At 66.0% G+C, this 19979-nt stretch carries 22 protein-coding genes; 9 read left to right on the top strand and 13 right to left on the bottom strand.

Features of this window, described 5'->3' with window-relative positions:
• Nucleotides 1–28: 28 nt before the first annotated feature.
• From FFS18_RS12045 to FFS18_RS12020, 6 genes are all read right to left on the bottom strand, one after another.
• Nucleotides 29–718, bottom strand: coding sequence for an N-acetylmuramoyl-L-alanine amidase (locus FFS18_RS12045; protein WP_120215865.1), 690 nt, complete (start codon nt 716–718; stop codon nt 29–31).
• Nucleotides 719–784: 66 nt separating this feature from the next.
• Entirely contained in the window at nt 785–1642 is an 858-nt protein-coding gene (locus tag FFS18_RS12040; RefSeq protein ID WP_137871025.1) for a CheR family methyltransferase, read from the bottom strand.
• The gene (locus FFS18_RS12035; RefSeq protein WP_249340387.1) at nt 1639–2739 is read right to left on the bottom strand and encodes a chemotaxis protein CheB; all 1101 of its coding nucleotides are present in this window, start codon (nt 2737–2739) and stop codon (nt 1639–1641) included. Before FFS18_RS12035 ends, FFS18_RS12040 begins: the two co-directional genes overlap by 4 nt.
• 10 nt (nt 2740–2749) lie before the next feature.
• On the bottom strand, nt 2750–3124 hold the full coding sequence (locus tag FFS18_RS12030; protein WP_120215862.1) for a response regulator: 375 nt from the start codon (nt 3122–3124) through the stop codon (nt 2750–2752).
• 64 nt (nt 3125–3188) lie between these two features.
• Nucleotides 3189–3626 (bottom strand): chemotaxis protein CheW, encoded by a 438-nt coding sequence (locus tag FFS18_RS12025; protein WP_120215861.1) that lies wholly within the window; start codon nt 3624–3626, stop codon nt 3189–3191.
• Nucleotides 3623–6055 (bottom strand): chemotaxis protein CheA, encoded by a 2433-nt coding sequence (locus FFS18_RS12020; protein ID WP_137871023.1) that lies wholly within the window; start codon nt 6053–6055, stop codon nt 3623–3625. The genes FFS18_RS12025 and FFS18_RS12020 overlap by 4 nt, the downstream gene beginning before the upstream one ends.
• 147 nt (nt 6056–6202) lie before the next feature.
• On the opposite strand from FFS18_RS12020, the gene FFS18_RS12015 reads away from it, so the two are divergent.
• Together FFS18_RS12015 and FFS18_RS12010 are read left to right on the top strand one after the other, a co-directional pair.
• Nucleotides 6203–6490, top strand: a complete 288-nt coding sequence (locus FFS18_RS12015) for a type II toxin-antitoxin system RelE/ParE family toxin (protein ID WP_137871022.1) — start codon at nt 6203–6205, stop codon at nt 6488–6490.
• Nucleotides 6490–6789, top strand: a complete 300-nt coding sequence (locus tag FFS18_RS12010; RefSeq protein WP_137871021.1) for a HigA family addiction module antitoxin — start codon at nt 6490–6492, stop codon at nt 6787–6789. Before FFS18_RS12015 ends, FFS18_RS12010 begins: the two co-directional genes overlap by 1 nt.
• Nucleotides 6790–6827: 38 nt before the next feature.
• On the opposite strand, the gene FFS18_RS12005 is transcribed toward FFS18_RS12010, so the two are convergent.
• On the bottom strand, nt 6828–7472 hold the full coding sequence (locus FFS18_RS12005) for a histidine phosphotransferase family protein (protein ID WP_120215857.1): 645 nt from the start codon (nt 7470–7472) through the stop codon (nt 6828–6830).
• Nucleotides 7473–7666: 194 nt separating this feature from the next.
• On the opposite strand from FFS18_RS12005, the gene FFS18_RS12000 reads away from it, so the two are divergent.
• The 5 genes from FFS18_RS12000 (at nt 7667) to mtgA (ending at nt 12449) form a co-directional block, all read left to right on the top strand.
• Nucleotides 7667–8623: an RluA family pseudouridine synthase gene (locus FFS18_RS12000; protein WP_137871020.1), complete on the top strand. Its 957-nt coding sequence runs from the start codon at nt 7667–7669 to the stop codon at nt 8621–8623.
• 83 nt (nt 8624–8706) lie between these two features.
• Nucleotides 8707–9606 (top strand): RNA polymerase sigma factor RpoH, encoded by a 900-nt coding sequence (rpoH, locus tag FFS18_RS11995; RefSeq protein ID WP_120215855.1) that lies wholly within the window; start codon nt 8707–8709, stop codon nt 9604–9606.
• Nucleotides 9581–10462 carry a LytR/AlgR family response regulator transcription factor gene (locus FFS18_RS11990; protein WP_137871019.1) on the top strand — a complete coding sequence of 294 codons (882 nt, stop codon included), beginning with the start codon at nt 9581–9583 and terminating at the stop codon, nt 10460–10462. The genes rpoH and FFS18_RS11990 overlap by 26 nt, the downstream gene beginning before the upstream one ends.
• A gap of 81 nt (nt 10463–10543) precedes the next feature.
• Nucleotides 10544–11677 (top strand): M23 family metallopeptidase, encoded by a 1134-nt coding sequence (locus FFS18_RS11985; RefSeq protein ID WP_137871018.1) that lies wholly within the window; start codon nt 10544–10546, stop codon nt 11675–11677.
• A 58-nt stretch (nt 11678–11735) separates the two neighbouring features.
• Complete coding sequence (gene mtgA / locus FFS18_RS11980) at nt 11736–12449, top strand: monofunctional biosynthetic peptidoglycan transglycosylase (protein ID WP_137871017.1); 714 nt, start codon at nt 11736–11738, stop codon at nt 12447–12449.
• 367 nt (nt 12450–12816) lie between these two features.
• Here mtgA and FFS18_RS11975 read toward each other — a convergent pair whose 3' ends face one another.
• Genes FFS18_RS11975 through FFS18_RS11965 form a run of 3 tightly spaced genes read right to left on the bottom strand, consistent with a single transcriptional unit; the run spans nt 12817 to nt 15652 of the window.
• On the bottom strand, nt 12817–14208 hold the full coding sequence (locus FFS18_RS11975) for an SPOR domain-containing protein (RefSeq protein WP_137871016.1): 1392 nt from the start codon (nt 14206–14208) through the stop codon (nt 12817–12819).
• A 23-nt stretch (nt 14209–14231) separates the two neighbouring features.
• Nucleotides 14232–14912, bottom strand: a complete 681-nt coding sequence (locus FFS18_RS11970) for a hypothetical protein (protein ID WP_120215850.1) — start codon at nt 14910–14912, stop codon at nt 14232–14234.
• Nucleotides 14913–14929: 17 nt separating this feature from the next.
• Nucleotides 14930–15652 (bottom strand): AAA family ATPase, encoded by a 723-nt coding sequence (locus tag FFS18_RS11965; protein WP_120215849.1) that lies wholly within the window; start codon nt 15650–15652, stop codon nt 14930–14932.
• Nucleotides 15653–15895: 243 nt separating this feature from the next.
• Here FFS18_RS11965 and FFS18_RS11960 point away from each other — a divergent pair, with 243 nt between their 5' ends.
• Nucleotides 15896–17110 carry an SPOR domain-containing protein gene (locus FFS18_RS11960; RefSeq protein WP_137871015.1) on the top strand — a complete coding sequence of 405 codons (1215 nt, stop codon included), beginning with the start codon at nt 15896–15898 and terminating at the stop codon, nt 17108–17110.
• Between the two features lie 155 nt (nt 17111–17265).
• Here FFS18_RS11960 and bla read toward each other — a convergent pair whose 3' ends face one another.
• On the bottom strand, nt 17266–18141 hold the full coding sequence (gene bla / locus FFS18_RS11955; protein WP_137871014.1) for a subclass B3 metallo-beta-lactamase: 876 nt from the start codon (nt 18139–18141) through the stop codon (nt 17266–17268).
• Between the two features lie 94 nt (nt 18142–18235).
• Between bla and FFS18_RS11950 the strand changes: the two genes are divergently transcribed.
• A complete protein-coding gene (locus FFS18_RS11950; protein WP_137871013.1) occupies nt 18236–19141 on the top strand; it encodes a LysR family transcriptional regulator in 906 nt (301 codons plus the stop codon).
• On the opposite strand, the gene FFS18_RS17475 is transcribed toward FFS18_RS11950, so the two are convergent.
• Both FFS18_RS17475 and FFS18_RS11945 read right to left on the bottom strand, forming a co-directional pair.
• Nucleotides 19113–19271: a hypothetical protein gene (locus tag FFS18_RS17475; RefSeq protein ID WP_171005301.1), complete on the bottom strand. Its 159-nt coding sequence runs from the start codon at nt 19269–19271 to the stop codon at nt 19113–19115. The two genes, FFS18_RS11950 and FFS18_RS17475, sit on opposite strands and share 29 nt — an antisense overlap.
• A gap of 12 nt (nt 19272–19283) precedes the next feature.
• On the bottom strand, nt 19284–19634 hold the full coding sequence (locus tag FFS18_RS11945; protein WP_137871012.1) for a DUF2200 domain-containing protein: 351 nt from the start codon (nt 19632–19634) through the stop codon (nt 19284–19286).
• Nucleotides 19635–19979 lie beyond the last annotated feature (345 nt).

Here is a 19979-nt window from a genome sequence, read left to right as displayed (position 1 = left end):
CGCGGCAATGCGCCGCGCGTTCCGAAGATCAATTCCCCTCGGGCTGCGGCAGCAGCAGCGCGAGCAGGATCGCGCGGCATTCGCCGTCGATCGTGCCGTCGATCAGTTCGGGGCGGAAGCGCCGCTGGAACGCCACCGTTGCAGCAAAACCGTCGGTCACGTCATAGCCGAAGCGTTCGAGCGCGAGCAGGAACCCGGCGTCGGTCCACAGCGGGTCGGTCAGTTTCTTGCGCGGCCGCGGCAGGGCGAGGCGGCGGCGAGCAAGTTCTTCCCATGGAAACAGCTCGCCCGGATCCTGTTTGCGCGTCGGCGCGATGTCCGAATGGCCGACGACATTGCCGCGGGTGATCGCGTATCGATCCTTGATCAGATGCACGAGGCGGACGACCGACGCGACCTGCGGGTCTGGGAATGGCACATAGCCCCATTCGTGCCCCGGATTGACGATCTCGATCCCCACGCTGGCCGAATTAATGTCGCTGATCCCGCGCCAATGCGATTTTCCGGCGTGCCAGGCGCGCTTTTCCTCGGGCACCATATGGGTGATCTGGCCGTCCTCGCTGACGACATAATGCGCCGACACTTTCGATTCAGGATTGGCAAGCCAATCAATCGCTTCGGGGCCGCTCTTCATGCCGGTGTAATGCAGCACGACCATCGAGATGGGCAGCGCACGCTCGTCGAAATTGGGAGACCAGCGTTCGATAAAATCGCTCATGCGGTTCGCGGCCCGTCCTGTGCTTGCCAGTGCGTCGATTGCGCCACTAGCGCACAAAATGCAAGGTCAGGCGGCCGCCGCGCGCCGCACCTGCTGGTCGGCGGGTTCATATAGTCCGCGCAGCCGCGGGCTCGCGACGAACTGGTCGGTCTGCCCCAGCACGGTTTCGCCCGCCCCAAGCACCAGGAAGCTTTGCGGCGCCGCCATCGCGCGCAATTTCGCAAACGCCTTTTGCCGCATCGGCGCCGAAAAATAGAGCAGCAGATTGCGGCAGAAGATCAGGTCGGCGGCGCTGGCGAGCGGTGGCCGGTCGGTCAGCATATTCTGCACCGAAAAATCGATCCGGCGACGCAGATCGGCCTTGGCGAGCCAGCCGCCTTCGGTCTGGTCAAACCAGCGCACCATGCGCTGGATCGGCAGCCCGCGCTGGATCTCGAACTGGCTGTACAGCCCGACGCGGGCGCGGCTGATCGCATGATAGCTGACGTCGGTGCCGACGATGTCGACCTGCCAGCCGGCCCATTTTTCGCCCTGTTCGGCAATCAGCATCGCCAGCGAATAGGCTTCCTGCCCGGTCGACACGCCGCAATGCCAGATCGTCAGCCGTCGCTTCAGCTTGTTGATCTCGCGCAGCTGCTCGAGAACTTTCACAGCAATGTCGTCGAATACGCTGTATTCGCGGTAGAAATAGGTTTCATTGTTCAGCATCGCATCGACCGTGTCGTCGAGCAGCTGGCGGCTGCTAGAGGTCACCAGCGCCGCGACCAGCGCGTCCAGGTCGGCGATGCCATGGCGCTGCATAACCGGTTTCAGCGACATTTCGATGCGCCAGATGCGGCTGGGCGACAGTGTCTGTCCGGTCCGCGATTCCAGCACCCCCATCAGCACCCGATAGGCTGACTCGCTGGCGCTGGCCCCCATCATGGCTTGTGCGGCCCCGGCCTGAAGCTCCGCAGCATCAGGGCGATCGCGTCGGGGTTGAGCGTCGCCGCGGCAAGCCCCGCCTTGGCCACCGCGCCGGGCATACCCCAGATGACGCAGCTTTCGGGCGCTTGGGCAAAAATCGTTCCCCCCACCTCTTTCAGGCGCGCCGCCCCGATCGCGCCGTCGCGGCCCATGCCGCTCAGGATGATCGCGACCCCGCCCTTACCATATATATCGGCCACCGAATCGAGCATCGGGTCGGCCGAGGGGCAGCAACCGTTGTCGACGACGCGATGGTCGAGCGCGATTTCGCGGCGGCGGCCGTTGGCGACGACAAGCAGATGGGCATCGCCCGGCGCGAGATAGATATTGTTGCGCTCGACGACCATCCCGGCCTGCGCCACGCACACCTGGCGCGTCGTCATCAGCGCGATCTGTTTGGCGTAAAATTCCATGAAGGCATCGGGCAGATGCTGGGTCAGCAGGATCGGCGCGGTGATCCGCGGGTCGAGGTTGGCGAGGAAGTTGGTGAAGGCGGGGATGCCGCCCGTCGATGCCGCAACCGCGATACAGTCGATTGCCTGATCGCTGTCGATGGCGAGCGCCACCGGAGCAGGCGCGCGGCGTTCGGCGACCAGGACCGGTGCCGGGAAATCCTGCTGGTTCCCCAGCGACATGATGCGATCGGTGAGCACTTCGGCGAAGCGCCCCGAAAAACTGCCGCGACCGGGTTTCGCCAGCGTGTCGCTGGCGCCGAGCGCCAACGCCTCGATCGCCGCCGGACCGCCTTCGACGCAGTTGGACGAGAGGATGAGCACGCGCGCCTTGGCGGCGCGGGTCAGGATATGCGGCAGCGCGTCGATCCCGCTCATCCCCGGCATTTCGATGTCGAGCACGACGACATCGACGGGCTCGCGCGCCAGATAGGCCAGTGCGTCGTGCGCCGAGGCAACCGACGCGCAAATTTCCAGCCCGGGATGATGATCGACGATCCTCTCGAGGATGCTGCGGACGACCAGGCTGTCGTCGACCAGCATGACCCGGACCGTGCGCGTCGACGGTTCCGGGTCGGGGATCAGGGGGACCGGACGCGGCATCGACATCGGCTTACGCGACGCCGACGAGCTGCAATTTTCCTTCCAGCGTTTCGCGATCGAACGGCTTCATCACATATTCGTCCGCGCCCGCTTCGATCGCGGCGCGGATATGGTCGATGCTGTTTTCGGTGGTGCAGAACACGACGCGGGGGCGTTCCTCATGGCCATAATCCAGGTCGTTGAACGCGCCCAGAAACTCCATCCCGCTCATCACCGGCATGTTCCAGTCGAGCAGGATCACGTCGGGGCGGTTGGCGCGGCAAAAGGTCAACGCCTCCTGCCCGTCGGCGGCTTCTTCCACGGCAAAGGCCATGCTTTCAAGAATATGGCGCGCGACCTTGCGAATGACTTTACTGTCATCGACAACCAGGCAAGATTTAGACATTCATTCCTCCGCAACACCCATATTTCACGTCATGCTAGTGTGAATGCGTATCCAGCCCGTTAACTCACGCGGCTTTCATCACCGGCAGGGTGATGAAATGCGACGGATCGACGACCAGCAGCGAAGCGCCTTCATGTTCGATCATCGCATCGGCCACCCGCGCCCAACCCGGCAGCAGCTTGCCCGCAACCCGCGTTTCGGGCGCGTCGATGAAGCAGACATCCTCGATCTCGTCGGCGAGCAGGGCGTAGCCATGATCGGCGACATCGACGACGATCACCCGCTGGCCGGGTGCGACGGGGACCGGCGGCAGGCCGATGACCACATGCGGATCGATCAGCGTAAAGACGCGGCTGCGCAGCGCGAACAGCCCTGCGACATGCGGCGGCGCGCCCGGTACCTCGACCGGCGTCCCGACGGTGACCACCGAATTGATGGCGCGGCTGCGCAGCGCGACGCGCGTGTCGGCGATGCGCGCGATCAGATACAGTTTTTCCATCATGCCCAGCCTCCCCCGACGCGACGCGCCAGGGCGTCGAGCAACGCCTGCCGGTCATAGCGATAGACGGTTTCATCGTCGGGCCCGGTCGCAGCAATCGCGCTGCGCAGGCGGATCACCGGAATTTCCTCGCCGCTATGTGTACAGGACGCACCATCCTCGGTCAGGCACAGCAGCACATCGGGCGCCTCGTCGGCGTCTTCGCTGCCCGACAGCACGCGATAACCGGCACTCCGCAGGATCGGCGCGAGGAAATTGTCACCCCACCCGTCATGGTCGTCAGCAAGGCGGCAAAGCGGTTGGTGCGGCACCGGCGCGGCGGCGCCCGCCGCATATTGCGCCATCAGCCAGAACGGATCGATCAGCTCGACCGGATCGCCCCCGACGAGCACGACGCCCGCGATCAGCCCCGGCGCCGCCGACGGCTGAACCGCATCGGGCAGGCGCACGATGTCGATGACTTCGGCGATCGGATAACAGAGCACCGAATGACCGTCGTAGAGGCGGAGCAGCTTGAGCGAGCCCTCCGTCTCGGGGAGCTTTGCGGCATGAACCGCGAAGATATCGTCGCCGATCTGGGCCTGAACCCGGCCCGCACTTTCGAACAGCGCCGATGCGGGCACGTCCTCGACCCGCTCGATCACCGACAAGCGGACGCCGCGGACCCGGCCATTGGTGTCGCGGAACAGCAGCAGCTGCGCCGCGTTGCGCGCCGCATTGGCCTGCGCTTCGGCGGCAACGATCTGATCATGATTGCGGCCGGCTTCGGTTGCATCGATCGCCGCGGCCGCCACCAGCCCCTGCACGTCGAGCAGCAACACGGGGCGGCCATTGTCGGGCAACGTCGTCCCGGCATAAAGCCCGGTCGCCATGATCATCGGCGCGGCGGGCTTGATCACCAGTTCCTCATGATCGTGGATAGCCGCGACGCTCAGGGCATAGCTTTGCCCCTGTCCCGGCCGCACGATCACCAGCGCCCGGTCGTCGATATCATCATCGTCGCTCGCCGCACGTCCCAACACCGTTTCCAGCCGCAACAGCGGATATTGTTCGCCGCGCACCATCGCCAGTTCGCCACCCCCGACGCGGTCGATCCGCACCGTGTCGCCATTTTCGAGCAGGATTTCGCGGACCGCGCCGCGCGGGATCGCGAAATATTGGCCCGCCGCGCGCACCATCAGCCCCGAAATGATGGTCAGCGTCATCGGCACGCGGAGCAGGATCGAAAGGCCGCGCCCTTCATCGTTGCGCAGTTCGACGACGCCGCCGATCTTTTCGACATTCGCCTTGACGATGTCCATGCCGACGCCGCGCCCCGACACTTCGGTAATTTTCGCCGCGGTCGAAAAGCCGGGGCGAAAGACCAGTTCCAGCTTGTCCTTGGGCGACAGCGCGCGCGCCTCGGCGGCGGTGATCGCGCGCGACGCGATCGCCTTGGCGACCAGCGCGTCGGGCGACATGCCGCGGCCGTCGTCGCGGATTTCGATTTCGATCTGGTTGCCCGACTGACGCGCCGACACCGAAATGGTCGCGGTGATATCCTTGCCCGCCGCGACGCGATCCTCCAGCGCTTCGATGCCATGGTCGATCGCGTTGCGGACGATGTGGATCAGCGGGTCGCGGATATTTTCCATCATCTCGCGGTCCAGCTCGACTTCGCCGCCGCTGGTCTGGAACGCGATCTTCTTGCCCATGTCCTGCGCCAGGTCGCGGACGATCCGCGGCAGCGGCGCAAACAGCTTGTCGATGCGCTGCATCCGCATCTGGCTGACCGACTGGCGCATCCCGGCGATCGAATCCGACAGCCGGTCGAACGACGCGATCACCGTCGCGCTGGCACCCGATTCGCGCAGCATCCGGGCAAATTCGTTGCGCGCGAGGACGATGTCGGTGACCCCCGTCATCACGCTGTCGAGCAGCGGCAGCGGCACCCGGATCGATCGCCAGCTTTGCAGTTCGGCCTGAAAATCATCGTCGCGGCGCAGCGGCACGCCTGCAACCTCGTACCGCGTCTCGGTCGACGCCGCCTGCTCGCCGAGCGCCGCAATCACATCGCTATCGTCGCCGGTCGGTTCGACGCCATCCTTGCCCAGAGCGGCGCACAGGATGTTCAGCCGGTCGACGATGCCAAGGACCCCGGTGACCAGCGCCGAATTGGCCTCGCGCTTGCCGCGCCGGACCTGATCGAGCGCATCTTCGGCGGCGTGCGACAGCGCGGTGACCCGCGGCAAGGACAGAAAGCCCGAGCTGCCCTTGATCGTGTGGACAAGCCGGAAAATGGCGTCGAGTTGCGCGCGGTCGGCCGGATCGGCTTCCCACGCCACCAGTGCCCCGCCCGCTTCGGACAGGATTTCCGCCGTTTCGGCCAAAAAATCGTTCAGCAGATCGTCTATCACGGTACCGGTGCGCCCCAGAAACTGAAGCAGCACCATGGCCGATAATGGTTAATGTAGGGTTTGCATATTCTCCCCCCTTTCGGCGATGACCGATCGAATCTTGGCGACAGGCGCCGCCATACGTAAAGCGGTGCATTACATTATCGCTTGACGAATGACGAAATGTAAGGCATTGCTTTACGAATGGAGATTGGGAGCATCCGGCACAAGGCGCTCCGTCGGTTCGTCGAAACCGGAAAGCCGAAGGGCTTGCCGGGTGATTTGACCGACCGGTTGTTCAAGATGCTGAACTTCATCATCGCCGCGGACACGCTGGACGAACTTGCGACGCCGCCCAACTACGGCTTTCATCCCCTGACCGGGGACCGCGCCGGAACCTGGGCGATGACCGTGACGCGCAATTGGCGCATGACATTCGCGATCGACGATCAGGATGCGATCATCGATCTGGATTTAGAGGATTATCACTGATGGCTATCAAGGTTCACCCGTCGTTCGCGATCCATGCCGGGGAATGGCTGAAGACCGAAATCGTCGAGGCGCACGGCGTCAAGATCAACGATCTGGCCGAGGCGTTTGGGGTCAGCCGCCAAGCGATCAGCGGCTTGCTCAACGGTCGCTATGCGCTGACCGCCGAGATGGCGATCCGGTTCGAAAACGCCTTCGGGGTGAAGGCCGAAACGCTAATGCGGATGCAGGCCCGCTACGAACTGGCAAAGGCTCGCGAACACGGCACCGAACTGGCCGTTCGCAGCCTGATCGCAGCGTAGTTTTTCGGGCAGGCAAATACCCGTCTTGCTGCGAGGCTTTACCCGCGCCCGCGCAGCACCGCGCCGACCAGCAGCGACGTCGGCGTTTCGCGGGCTAGCATGACGGTGCCGCCGCTCTGCCGCGCGACCGCCTGCACCAGCACCGCGGGCGCGGTGCGCGAGGTCATCGGGCTTGCGCCCTCGCCTTCGGCCAGGATGCGTTCGACATCGGCGTCGAGGAAGATGCGCTCGGCCTCGACGTGCAGGGCAATTTCGATGCCCTCCCCCTGCTTTTCGCAGCCGACGTCGAGCCGGCCGCCGCGCACCAGCGCGTCGACGAGGAGCAGCGACAGGTTGAGGATGATCTTTACCGCCGGTTTGGGCAGCGGCTCGGTCCCGATCATCCAGTTGAGGTCGATCGCGCGATCGCCGATAATCCCTTGAATCGCCGATTTGGCCTCGTCCGCCGGGACAAGCTCGCCAAAGCCGCCCGCCGAGCCGAAGGCGAGACGAAAGAATTTCAGCTTGTTCGCCGACGTCCGCGCGCTCTGTTCGAGCAGTTCGAAACAGCGTTCGCGCATCGCCGGGTCTTTTTCGTCGGCGAGCAGTTCGAGCCCGTTGGCGAACGCGCCGACCGGGCTCAAAAGGTCGTGGCACAGGCGCGAGGCCAGCATGGAGGCAAAATCGACGCGGTCGTCGGACATGAATTGGTTAACTCCCCGCAAGCCAGACATCAGCGGCGCGCGCATGCTCCCTAGGACACCGAGCCGGTTCAGAGCAAGAACGATCCCTATAGTTTGTCATCCCGGCTTAGGCCGGGATGACGTTATGGTGCGTTGACGTGGCAGCGAAGCCCCCTCCTCTTGAAATTGCGCCGCCAATTTCCACATCCTGATCAATGCAGGGGGATGATGATATTTTGACCGTGGCACTGGCGGACAGCGCGGCAGGACTGCGCCTCGACCGCGCGCTGGCCGAGGCGCTGCCCAGCCTGTCGCGCGAGCGGGTCAAAAGCCTGATCAAGGGTGGCCGCGTCACCAATGGCAGCGGCACGATCCTGTGGGATCCCGCAGCAAAGGCCGCGGCCTCCGCCACGCTCGAAGTGCGCGTTCCCGCAGCCGCCCCGGCGCACAATATCGCGCAGGATATGGGGCTGGTGATCGCGTTCGAGGACGAGCATCTGATCGTCGTCGACAAGCCCGCGGGCATGGTCGTCCACCCCGCCGCGGGCAATCTCGACGGGACAATGGTCAACGCGCTGCTCCATCATTGCGCGGGCCAGCTGTCGGGGATCGGCGGCGTCGCGCGGCCCGGCATCGTCCACCGCATCGACAAGGACACCAGCGGGCTGATCGTCGCCGCCAAGCATGACCGCGCGCACGAAGGGCTTGCGAAGCAGTTCGCCGCGCACAGTATCGACCGCCGCTATATCGCGATCGCGACGGGGCGTCCGATGCCCGCGAACGGCACGGTCGACGCCGAACTCGGGCGCTCGTCCACCAATCGCAAGAAAATGGCGGTCGTCGGCGAAGGGCGCGGCAAGCGGGCGGTGACCCATTATCGCACCGTCGAACCGCTGGCGGGCGCGACGTTGGTCGAATGCCGGCTGGAAACCGGCCGAACCCATCAGGTTCGCGTCCACATGATGCATATCGGCCATCCGCTGCTCGGCGACCCGGTCTATGGACGCGCCAAAAAGCCGCTGTCGGAGGTTCTGAAAGCGCGGAATTTCGCGCGGCAGGCATTGCACGCGGCCCATTTGGGCTTTATTCATCCGGTGACCGGTAACAGGATCGCGCTCGACAGCGAACTCCCAGCGGACATGCGGGAACTGATCGATGAATTGCGCGTTTAGGTTTCGAATGAAAATCTATTTTGACCGCCGGAACCAACCGCGGCATATTCTGACTCAAGATATAAAAGGGAAGACGCTCTCCAATGGCTAAAAGCAATGTTCCGGCGACGGTGCCAGCGCTCGGCGGCGAAGCCAGCCTGAACCGCTATCTGGCCGAAATTCGCAAATTCCCTCTGCTGACCCCCGAGCAGGAATATATGCTCGCAAAGCGGTTTCAGGAGCATGGCGACAACGAAGCTGCGGCGCAGCTCGTCACCAGCCATCTGCGCCTCGTGGCCAAGATCGCGATGGGCTATCGCGGTTATGGCCTGCCGGTCAGCGAGCTGATCAGCGAAGGCAATATCGGACTGATGCAGGGGGTGAAGAAATTCGACCCCGAACGCGGCTTCCGCCTCGCGACCTATGCGATGTGGTGGATTCGCGCCTCGATCCAGGAATTCATCCTGCGGTCGTGGAGCCTCGTCAAAATGGGCACCACCGCGGCGCAGAAAAAGCTGTTCTTCAACCTCCGCCGGATGAAGAACAATCTGGAAGCGTTCGAGGATGGCGACCTGTCGCCCGAACATCTGGCCAAGATTGCGACCGACCTTGGCGTGACCGAGGAAGAGGTCACCAGCATGAACCGCCGCATGGCGATGGGCGGCGACACCTCGCTGAACGTCCCGATGGGCGAGGATGGCGACAGCCAGTGGCAGGACTTGCTCGGCGACGAAGGCCCGCTTCAGGACGAGCGCGTCGCCGAGGCACAGGAACGCGACCTGCGCCATTCGCTGCTCAGCGAAGCGCTGGAAACGCTCAACGAGCGCGAACGCCATATCCTGACCGAGCGCCGCCTGACCGACGATCCCAAGACGCTCGAGGATCTGAGCCAGGTGTACGACGTCAGCCGTGAACGCGTCCGCCAGATCGAGGTGCGCGCGTTCGAAAAGCTGCAAAAGGCGATGCTGAAGCTCGCCGGTGACCGGCGCCTCGTCAGCGCCTGAGCCGCGGGCGCGGCGGCTGTTCCTGTCCGACAATCGGCGCGCGTGGAGCGCGATCATTCTGTCGGGCTGGGCGCTCGTCGCGCTGGCGCAGGCGTTGCAGGGCAATTTCCTTGCCGCCTATCGCGGCACCCCGCAACCTTGGTGGACGACCTTCGGCTATACGGCGGCGATCTATTCGATCTGGGCGCTGCTGAGCTGGCCGATCGTCGGCGCGGTGATCGCGATCGAGCGCCGCATACGCCGCCTGTCGCTCCGCATCATCGCCTATCTGTCGCTGTGGCCGGTGGTGGTCGGCGCGCATGTCCTGCTGTTCGCGCTGATCTATTGGCCGGTCTATCGCGGCGGAGCGGCCGCGACGCGTTGGGAGATGACGTCGGTCATGTTCGTGCGCAACCTCGATACGAGCGGCCTCCTCTATCTGGCGCTCGTCGGCCTGACGATCGGCTGGCTGCGCTGGCCGCGGCGACAGGCGGCGCGCGCCGCATCGTCCCCGACGACCGACGACGATGCGCTGGTCGTCCGCAATCGCGGCACCGTCCGCCGCCTTCGCTTTGACAGCATCGACTGGATCGGCGCTGCGGGCGATTATGCCGAAATCCACAGTGCGCACGGCGCCCATCTGATCGAACAGTCGCTCACCTCGCTGGCCGAGCGGCTGCCCGCCGCCCAGTTTGCGCGCATCCATCGCGGTGCGCTGATCCGGATCGACCGGGTGCGCGAAATTGCGCCGATCGGGCGCGGCGATGCCCATGTCCGGCTGACGAACGGCGCCGAGTTGCGGCTGAGCCGCCGCTACCGCGCCAATCTGGCGATGCTGCTGGCGCCGCGATCGCCGCCCGCCGAACCGGTGCCATAATCCCGCCTACAGATCGGCGCTCGATTGCGGGTGCCTCTCGGCGCCAAAGCGCAGGCCCATTTCCTGACTGGAGCCCTGCCGATGATCTTTGCCCTGCTGATCGCCCTTGCCGCCCCCACCCCCGCACCGATTGCCGAGCCTGCGGCGGTGCGTCCCTTTCAGTCGCTCCATCTCGAGGTCCCCTATGTGCCGTCGATCGCGCGGATCGATGGGGTGGACCGGCTGGTCTATGAACTGCACGCGACCAATTTCGCCGCGCAGCCGCTCGCGATCGACGCCATCGACATTTGCCCGGCGGCGCATGGCGCCTGCGTCGCCCGGATCGACCCGGCCGGACCGATGCGCCGGATCGGCGCGGAGCCGGGCGGCGCGACCGAAATCGCGCCGGGCGGCCGCGCGATCTTTTACCTGTCGATCGCGTGGGCGGGCGGCGATGCCAAGGCGCTCGTTCACCGGATCAGCCTGACCCCGATCCGCGCCAGCGGTCCGGGCGCCCGCGTCACGATCGCCGGCGGCGAATTCACCCCGACGCGCGCCTTTGCCGCGGCGCTGGGCGCCCCGCTGCGCGGGGGGCCATGGACCGCGGTCGCGCTGCCCGATGTCGACAAAGGCAATCGCCGCTTTCCCTATGCGGTCAGCGGGCGGGTGCGCCTGCCGGGGCGGCACGCGATCGACTGGATGCCCGCGGCGGGCTTTGATCCCGGTTCGACCGGCACCGACGTCGCCGCTGACGGATCGGGCGCCGACGTGCTCGCGGTGGCCGACGCCGAGGTAGTGACGGTCAAGGAGGTCGCTGCCTCCAGCGCACCCGCCAGCGTCGAGGATGAAACCGGGGCGATGATCGTGCTGCGCCTGCCCGATGGCCGCTACGCCTTTTACCAGCATCTGGCGCCCGGCATCGGGATCAGGGTCGGCACGCGGGTGCGGCGCGGACAGGTGATCGGACGCGTCGGATCGTCGGGGCATGTCACCCGCCCGCATCTCCATTTCCATATCGCCGACCGCGTCGCGCCGCTCGACGGCGAAGGCCTGCCCTATCGCTTTGGCGCCGGGCGGATCGTCGGACGCTACGCCGACATCGCCGACTTCAACGACCGGAAGGCCTGGCAACCAGTCGCCGCACGCGCCATCGACGGCCTGCCGCCCGCCAATGCGGTGATCGCGTTCGACGCGGCGCCGATTGGCAAGCGCGGCGAGCGGCCCAAGGCGCCCTGAAAAGGCATCATGTCAATCAGCCGCTTGCCGACCATCGGCAAGCGGCTATGAAAACGGCATGACGACCGCCGCCAAAAAACGCCCGAAGCGCCGCAATCTCCCCTGGTACCTGCGACCGTTCAAATGGCTGTTGTGGTTCATTGCGATTTCGGTGCTGTGGGTGCTGCTCTATGCGGTCGTGCCGCCGCCGGTGACCTTCACGATGCTCGCCGACAGCAACGGCATCACCAAGGACTGGACCAGCCTGTCCGCCATCGACCGCAACATGGTCCGCGCGGTGATCGCCGCGGAGGACGGCAAATTCTGCTCGCACAACGGCTTCGATACCGAAGCGATCGAACAGGCGATCGAACGCAACGCCAAGGGCAAGCGGATGCGCGGCGGATCGACGATCAGCCAGCAGACCGCGAAAAATGTCTTCCTGTGGCAGGGCAGCGGCTGGACCCGCTATGTCCGCAAGGTGCCCGAAGTATGGTTCACCTTCCTGATCGAAAATATCTGGGGCAAGCGGCGGATCATGGAAGTCTATCTGAACGTCGCCGAGACCGGCATCGGTACCTATGGCGTCGAAGCCGGCGCACAGCGCTATTTCAAGCATGGCGCGGGCAAGCTGACCCCCGCCGAAGCCGCCCGCATCGCCGCAATCCTGCCGCTCCCCAAGAAACGCGAAGCGGTCAGCCCATCGGGCTTTACGCGCCGCTACGGCAACACGATCCAGCGGCGGATCGGCCAGGTCCGCCGTGGTGGGCTGGACGGGTGCATCTATAACTAGGGCTGCTACCGCGTTCAGGGGAATGACGAAGGCCGCGCAATACAGCACCGCGACGCAATCCGCGCCAATCCTCCCTGTGGGGGAGCCATGGGGGAGTTGCAGACGGCGCGTAGCGCCAGCGGGACCGCGCCCGAAGGGCGTGGTGAAGGGGCCGCTACGTTAGCGCCATCGCCCCTCCGTCAGCGCTTTGCGCTGCCACCTCCCCATGGCTTCGCCACAGGGAGGATCAGGCAAACCCGCTGCTCGTACCCATCACCACGCCGCCACGCCCCTCCCCATCCCGTCGTGAGCCCCAACAGAAAAGGGGCGCAGCCTCTCGGCCCCGCCCCTTTTCCATCGATCCCGCCGACAGGCTGGGAAACTTAAATCATCGCGAAGCAAGCCGCATCGGGCTGGATTTCGCCGCCCACTGGATGCTTTCGCTGCCGCCCATCGCGCGGACGAAGCAGGTCTGGCCCTTCGCCTTCAGCTCTCGGCACAGATTGTTCGCATCGGCGCGGGTCGCCAGGCCGTTGACGGTCAGGCGATAGAAGGTGCGCCCGTTCACCGTCGCCGCGTGGCTCGATGCCGGGAAATTAGCCAGCACGCCATTGCGCTTTTTCAGCCCGCCCCATTTTTCCTTGGCGATCCCCAGGCTGTCATAGGCACCCAGCTGCACCGCCCAGCCCGACGGCTTTTGCGCGTTGAACGCGATGGCCTTCGGGATCAGCACGGTCGCCAGTTCCAGCGCCTGTTGCTGCGCGGGGCGAATGCGTCCCTCGCCCGCGACGCGCGGCGCGGCGCGGTAAGGAGCGGCGTCGGCCATGATGACTTCGCTCGCGGGCTTCGGCTGCGGCAATTCGGTGACCGGCACCACGCCATCGGCGGTGCGTTCGGGCATCGGCAATTCGACGCTGCGGATCGCGCTGCTCGCGTCCGCCAGCACCGGCGGCGGCGGCGCATAGGCGGCGACTGGCGCCGGATCGGCGCTCGCCAGTTCGACAGGCGCCTCGGCGGCGGCCATCTGGGTGTCGGCAAAATTGCTCAGCGCCAGACGAACCGGCATCCCGGTGTCGCTCTGCGCCTTGGTACCGATCAGGCTCGCGACGCGCAGCTGCGCGTTCGGCGTTTCGGCAAGCTTCGACCATTCGGCCATCCGCGCTTCCAGCTTGGCGGGCGACAGGTCCTGCGATGCCAAAATCTGCGCCTGCGCCCAGCGCCCCGACAGAGCAAAGGCCAGCGCCAGATTCTGCCGCGTCCGCGCGCTTGCGTCGGGCGCGCGCGCCGCGTCGGTCAGCACGTAAATCGCGCCTTCGCTATCCCCGGCCAGCGCCAGCGCCAGTCCGATGTCCGATGCGGGTACGGTGTCGCGATGCGCCTGGAGCAGCGTGATCGCCTCGGCGCCCTTGCCCTGCGCGATATGCGCCAGCGTCAGCGCGATGATCGTATTGCTGTCGGTCGCGCCCAGTTCCATCGCTTCGGTGAGCGCCGCCGTCGCCGACGCAAAGCGACCGTCGTTCAAATAGGCCTGCCCCAGCAGCGCACGATAGCTCGCGTCGCGCGGGCTTCCCGCCACCGCGGCTTCGGCCAGGCCGACCGCCTTGCTGACCTTCCCGGCTTCCAGTGCAGCGCGCGCCTGCGTCGCCGATTTGACGGCGAGCGCGGGCTTGCCCGCGGCGCGCGACGGCGCTTCGGCCATCGCCCCCATCCCGCTGCATCCGGTCGCAACGCTCAGGACAAAGCCCGACATGGCGAGGTTCATCAGCATCTTGCGGTTCATGACTCGGTCCCCTCTTGATTGGTTCAGCGCGGCATCGTCTGGCGCGTCGGGCGCGCCGCCGGCAGGCGGCTTGCCATCGCGTCGATTTCGGGCAGCGACGCCAGATATTCGTCGAGCAGATCGGTCAGGATCACCTGCGACGACCGGTTGGTCACCGCGCTCGCCAACCGCAGCCTGAGATGCCGTTCGGCATCGAGCCGCAGCGTGAACGCCGCCTTTTCGCGGGCCCGCAAGGCACGCGGCGCCTTTTCCTTCTTCGCTTTCGGCTCGGGCCGCGCCTCGACCTTGCGCGCCACGGCGGCGACGCGGTCGATCAGCGATTCCTGCTGGCGAACGATTTCGGGCACTTCATGCACTTCCGGCTCGAAAGCCTCGGCACCATGATCTGCCGCAGCATAATCCTCAGCGATCGCATCGGTCAGTTCGTGGCCGACGCTGTCGTCGACCGCATGTTCGGCTTCGGCATTATGGGCCAGCACCGACCCGGTGAGCAGCGGCTTCAGATCGAGCATCCGCGCCGGTTCGCCCGACTGATCGGGGTCGACGTCATAGCCCATGTCGTTCCAGCCAAGATCGTCATAGCCGACGGCGTTGACCGGTGCAGGGCCGCTGCCCAGCGGCTGACGGCGCATGGCGGGCCGTGCGCCACCCTTGCGGGCCAGCAATCCGGCGCTCAGCGATGCGAGGGGTTTCGGTTCGCCCATGGTTCCCATCCCTCCCGTCACTGGCCAGCGATGCGGCGGCCAAAGCCACCGCCCATCGGGCGGACTGCGCCATAATTGCCCTGCGTCGGGGTCGGCGCGGCAAACACGGTACGGCGGAAATTCTTTTCCAGCCGATCATTCATATAGGTCCACAGCTGGCGGATCTCTTCGGCCGAGCGGCCATTGGGATCGACCTCCATCACCGTGCGGCCGTCGATCATCGACGCCGCATAATCGGTGCGGTGGTGCAGCGTGACCGGCGCCACGGTGCCATGCTGCGACAGCGCGACCGCGGCCTCGCTGGTGATTTTCGCTTTCGGAGTCGCGGCGTTGACGACGAACACCAGCGGCTTGCCGGCGCGTTCGCAAAGATCGACGGTGGCGCCGACGGCGCGCAGGTCATGCGGCGAGGGCCGCGTCGGCACGACGATCAGTTCGGCGACCGAAATCACGCTCTGGATCGCCATGGTGATCGCCGGCGGCGTGTCGATGACCGCGAGTTTAAACCCTTGCTGACGCAGGATTTCCAGGTCGGATGCCAGCCGCGCGACGGTGGTCTGCGCAAAGGCCGGAAGGTCGGTCTCGCGCTCGTTCCACCAGTCGGCGAGCGAGCCCTGCGGATCGATGTCGATCAGGACAACCGGGCCCGCGCCCGCCAGCTGCGCCTGTACCGCGAGATGCCCCGACAGGGTCGTCTTTCCCGACCCGCCTTTTTGTGAAGCCAATGCCAAAACGCGCACAGCTGTCCCCCTGAAAAACCAGTAATTGGCGGTGGAATGCCATGCGGGGCGCTAAAATTGAGTTAACGATGATAAAAAGAAGGTGAACGGCCCGCTCGCGATCATGGTTAACAAGCGTTCAACATCAACCTGTCCCGAAATGGACCAAATATGGCACAAGCTGCGGGTTGCTAACGCGCTGTTAGCCATTCCACCCTAAAAAGCCGTCGGGGACTGCAGCAATGCCAGTCATTGGAGAACAAGATGCCTCACTTCCGCACCGCCGTCTCGCTGGCGCTGCCGCTGCTCGCGGCGTCGATGCTCGCCGCACCCGCCCATGCCGATGTCAAGGACGGCGTCGATGCGTGGCAGCGCGGCGACTATCAGGGTGCCGTCGCCGAATGGCGTCCTGCTGCGCTCGCGGGCGATGCCGATGCGCAGTTCAATCTCGGCCAGGCGTACAAGCTCGGCCGCGGCGTTCCCACCGATCTGGCGCAGGCCGAGGCCTGGTATCGCCGCGCCGCCAAACAGGGGCATCTGCAGGCCGAGGATAATCTCGGCCTCGTCCTGTTCACCGCGAACCGCCGCGACGAAGCCATGCCCTTCATCACCCGCTCGGCCGAGCGCGGCGAACCCCGCGCCCAATATGTCCTTGGCACCGCCCATTTCAACGGCGACCTGGCGCCGCGCGATCTGGCCCGCGCCTATGCGCTGACCAAGCGCGCCAGCGACGCCGGGCTCGGCATCGCCTCGGCACGGCTCGCGCAGCTCGACAGCCTGATCCCGCTCGAACAGCGCCAGCGCGGCCTCGCGATGCTGCCCGAGATCGAAAAAAGTGAAGCGCGCGCGCGACTCGCCGCGGTGACCGCTTCGACGCCGGCGCCCGCGTCCAGCGCCGCCCCGCCCTCACCGATCAAGACCGCGAGCCTCCCCGCCTCGGTTCCCGGCGCCAGCTATACGCCGCCGCCGGTGCTCGCCTTACCGCCGCGTGTGCCGCCAGAGAAACAGCAACCGCTTCCCCACGCCACCACGATGCCGACACCCGCCGCGCAAGCCGCCACGATCGCCGCCGTCGAAGCGACGGCCGCTGCCGATGCGGCCAAGGGCAAGCCCGGCACGACCTATGCCCCGCCGCCCGCCAGCGAAAAGCAGCCGCCCGCGGCGGCCGCGCCCAAGCCGAAACCGGCAAACAACGCGCCGATCGCGGTTCGCGAAACCCCGACCCCAGCGCGCCCCACCGGCGGCAACAGCCCCTGGCGCGCCCAGCTCGGCGCCTTTGGTGTCGAGGCCAACGCCCGCAATCTCTGGGCATCGCTCGGCAAGAAACATCCTGCCGTCGCCGCGCGCCAGCCGATCTATCTGAAGACGGGCAAGGTCACCCGCCTCCAGACCGGCGGCTTTGCCAACAAGGGTGAAGCCAACAATTTCTGCGCCGCGCTCAGCAAGAGCGGGCAAGCCTGTCTGGTGGTGGATAAATAACGCCAAAATCCTCCCTGTGGCGAAGCCATGGGGAGGGGGCAGCGCGAAGCGCTGACGGAGGGGCGGTAGCGCTACCGTCGCAAAGCCCCTCCACCACTTGCTTCGCAAGCGGTCCCCCTCCCCATGGCTTCGCCACAGGGAGGATTGAAACCCATCTACTCCCCCTTCTCCGCCGCCAACCGCTTCGTGAGCGCCTGACGCGACCGATCAGCATAGCTCCGACACGCGCCGGGACTGGCGTTATACCGCCCCTCGCCCGCATTGTCGGGATGCGCCGCGATCAATATGTCGCATTTCAGCGCTTCGACCGTGCGCCAGCTTTGCGCAAAGGCCGCGACGAAAGGCGCCCCCGCCGCGCTGCTGAACTTGTAATCGTCCGCCGACACCGGGTTCAGGCTCGACGCAAAGACGATCTCCTTGCACGCCTCCGCCCCACCTTCATCGGCGCACGCCTGCCAGCTCCAGCTCATGCTGCCCATCGTATGCCCCGGGGTCGCATGCGCGGTGATCGCGGTCTTGCCCAGCCGCAGCACCTCGCCGTCCGCCATCACGCGCATCGGCGTCGTGACCGCGGGCCATCTGCCGCCATAGGCGAGCTGCGGATCGTCGGCGGCGTGCCGCCCCGACCGCAACCCCTCGGCGCCGCGCGCGCTCGCCACAACCGTCGCGCCGGTGTCGCGCGCCAGCGCCGCGATCCCGCCCGCATGGTCGAAATGCGGCTCGGTGCTCAGAATAAATTTGATGTCTTTGGGGTCGAACCCCAACGCGCGGACGTTCGCCAGGATTGCCGGCGCCGCCTGCGGCAGCGCGCCATCGACCAGCACCAGCCCGGCGCCGGTGTCGATCAGCACGACGCTCATCCCGCCGAACCCGACCAGATAGCTGTTCCCCAGAATTTTCTCCGGCTTCGCGGGCGCCAGCCACTCTGCCGAGCGCGACGTGACGATCGGCTGGGTCAGCGGATCGACCGCCGGAACCGGCGCCCCGCTCGCCGCGGCGAGCCAGGCCAACAGGCTGATTGCTTCAAACATCATCGTCTCCCTTCGCAGTCAGGATGCCAAGCGCGCGCGCGCCCGACAAAGCATGAATTCTCGACAAAGCCATGAGAATAATTGATAGTAGGCTATGGACCGCGCCCAGCTCCCCTTGAACGCCCTGCGCGCCTTCGATGCCGCCGCGCGCCACCTCAACTTCACCCGCGCCGCGATCGAGCTTTGCGTCAGCCAGGGCGCGGTGAGCCATCAGGTGGCGCAGCTCGAACGCCGCCTCGGCACCCGCCTGTTCCACCGCCTGCCGCGCGGCCTCGCGCTCACCGACGAGGGGCAGGCGCTCGTCCCCGTCGTCGCCGACGCCTTCGATCGCGTCGCCGCGACGCTCGATCAATATGCGGACGGGCGGTTTCGCGAGGTGCTCAAGGTCGGGGTCGTCGGCACCTTTGCCACCGGCTGGCTGCTCCCACGCCTCGATGCCTTCGCGCGCGCGCATCCGTCGATCGATCTGCGCATCGCGACCAACAACAACCGCGTCGATCTCGCGGGCGAGGCGCTCGATTTCGCGATCCGCTTCGGCGATGGCGCCTGGCACGCCACCCACGCCGAGCCCCTGCTCTCCGCCCCGCTCGCACCGCTCTGCGCCCCCGCCGTCGCGGCGCGGCTGCAATCGCCCGCCGACCTCATCCCCGAACGCCTGCTGCGTTCGTACCGCAGCGACGAATGGGCGCGCTGGTTTACCAGCATCGGGCTAGTCGCGCCGCTGCTGCGCGGCCCGATGTTCGACAGCAGCGCGCTGATGGCGACCGCCGCCGCCGCCGGCCAGGGCATCGCCCTCGCCCCGCCCGCCATGTTCACCCGCGAGCTCGCCGCGGAGATTCTGGTCCAACCGTTCGCCGCCACCATCGACGCGGGCCGCTATTGGCTCACTCGCCTGATATCGCGCCCCGAAAGCGACGCGATGGCGCGGTTCCGGGGGTGGCTGTCGGGTGAAATCGTGGCGGACGAGGAGGCTAGGACGGCGCGTGAAACTGCTGCATGACGCCCAGCGCGACCAGATAGGCGGCTTCGGCATCATGCTCGCGGCGACGCCGCGCCGCCGCGATACTGTCCTGCGCCAGCTGAACGAAATCGACATGTTGCGGATCGGCTGGCGGCACCGGGAACAGCACAGATCAAAGCCGCTACCCGCGCAGGATTTTCTCCATCGCCTTCCCCCGCGCCAATTCGTCGATCAGCTTGTCGAGATAGCGCAGCTCGCGCATCAGCGGGTCTTCGATCGCCTCGACGCGGATCCCGCAAATCACCCCGGTGATTAGCTCTCGAGCCGGGTTCAGCCGCGGCGCCCGCGCAAAGAAATCCTCGAAGTTCGTCCCCTTCGCCAGTTCGCTCTCCAGCGCTTTCTGGCTATACCCCGTCAGCCAGCGAATAATCTCGTCGACCTCGGCCTTCGTCCGCCCCTTCTTCTCCGCCTTGGCAATATAATGCGGATAGACGCTCGCGACGCTGATCGAAAAGATGCGGTGTTTGGTCATCGGAGCCTCCACATTGGACACCATAACCATCGCCCACCCCTTCGTCATCCCGAACTTGATCCGGGATCCACCGCGGCGCTGGAGTCATGGATCCCGGATCAAGTCCGGCATGACGAGGAGCTCGGCTACTTTGGGGTGGGGAGATGCCGGAGCGATCCTCCCCGGAACGGGGAGGGGGACCAGCGAAGCTGGTGGAGGGGCACCATCGGTTTGCCTTGCCGCCGAAGTCGTGCTCCACGGCTCGGTCTTCGGAAAAGTCAGCACATTCGATTGAGGCTGCGGTAACCTCCTGTGCCCCTCCACCACCCTTCGGGTGGTCCCCCTCCCCCGTTGGGGGAGGGGGAC

Source organism: Sphingopyxis sp. 2PD (genome assembly GCF_005503695.1).
Classification (GTDB): domain Bacteria; phylum Pseudomonadota; class Alphaproteobacteria; order Sphingomonadales; family Sphingomonadaceae; genus Sphingopyxis.
This window is presented reverse-complemented; position numbering and strand designations above follow the sequence as displayed.

What these genes read in the sequence shown, in the direction of transcription:
- FFS18_RS12045 (WP_120215865.1), bottom strand. Translation starts at nt 718, where the DNA reads ATGAGCGATTTTATCGAACGCTGGTCTCCCAATTTCGACGAGCGTGCG.
- FFS18_RS12040 (WP_137871025.1), bottom strand. Translation starts at nt 1,642, where the DNA reads ATGATGGGGGCCAGCGCCAGCGAGTCAGCCTATCGGGTGCTGATGGGG.
- FFS18_RS12035 (WP_249340387.1), bottom strand. Translation starts at nt 2,739, where the DNA reads ATGCCGCGTCCGGTCCCCCTGATCCCCGACCCGGAACCGTCGACGCGC.
- FFS18_RS12030 (WP_120215862.1), bottom strand. Translation starts at nt 3,124, where the DNA reads ATGTCTAAATCTTGCCTGGTTGTCGATGACAGTAAAGTCATTCGCAAG.
- FFS18_RS12025 (WP_120215861.1), bottom strand. Translation starts at nt 3,626, where the DNA reads ATGATGGAAAAACTGTATCTGATCGCGCGCATCGCCGACACGCGCGTC.
- FFS18_RS12020 (WP_137871023.1), bottom strand. Translation starts at nt 6,055, where the DNA reads ATGGTGCTGCTTCAGTTTCTGGGGCGCACCGGTACCGTGATAGACGAT.
- FFS18_RS12015 (WP_137871022.1), top strand. Translation starts at nt 6,203, where the DNA reads ATGGAGATTGGGAGCATCCGGCACAAGGCGCTCCGTCGGTTCGTCGAA.
- FFS18_RS12010 (WP_137871021.1), top strand. Translation starts at nt 6,490, where the DNA reads ATGGCTATCAAGGTTCACCCGTCGTTCGCGATCCATGCCGGGGAATGG.
- FFS18_RS12005 (WP_120215857.1), bottom strand. Translation starts at nt 7,472, where the DNA reads ATGTCCGACGACCGCGTCGATTTTGCCTCCATGCTGGCCTCGCGCCTG.
- FFS18_RS12000 (WP_137871020.1), top strand. Translation starts at nt 7,667, where the DNA reads ATGCAGGGGGATGATGATATTTTGACCGTGGCACTGGCGGACAGCGCG.
- rpoH (WP_120215855.1), top strand. Translation starts at nt 8,707, where the DNA reads ATGGCTAAAAGCAATGTTCCGGCGACGGTGCCAGCGCTCGGCGGCGAA.
- FFS18_RS11985 (WP_137871018.1), top strand. Translation starts at nt 10,544, where the DNA reads ATGATCTTTGCCCTGCTGATCGCCCTTGCCGCCCCCACCCCCGCACCG.
- mtgA (WP_137871017.1), top strand. Translation starts at nt 11,736, where the DNA reads ATGACGACCGCCGCCAAAAAACGCCCGAAGCGCCGCAATCTCCCCTGG.
- FFS18_RS11975 (WP_137871016.1), bottom strand. Translation starts at nt 14,208, where the DNA reads ATGAACCGCAAGATGCTGATGAACCTCGCCATGTCGGGCTTTGTCCTG.
- FFS18_RS11970 (WP_120215850.1), bottom strand. Translation starts at nt 14,912, where the DNA reads ATGGGCGAACCGAAACCCCTCGCATCGCTGAGCGCCGGATTGCTGGCC.
- FFS18_RS11960 (WP_137871015.1), top strand. Translation starts at nt 15,896, where the DNA reads ATGCCTCACTTCCGCACCGCCGTCTCGCTGGCGCTGCCGCTGCTCGCG.
- bla (WP_137871014.1), bottom strand. Translation starts at nt 18,141, where the DNA reads ATGTTTGAAGCAATCAGCCTGTTGGCCTGGCTCGCCGCGGCGAGCGGG.
- FFS18_RS11950 (WP_137871013.1), top strand. Translation starts at nt 18,236, where the DNA reads ATGGACCGCGCCCAGCTCCCCTTGAACGCCCTGCGCGCCTTCGATGCC.
- FFS18_RS11945 (WP_137871012.1), bottom strand. Translation starts at nt 19,634, where the DNA reads ATGACCAAACACCGCATCTTTTCGATCAGCGTCGCGAGCGTCTATCCG.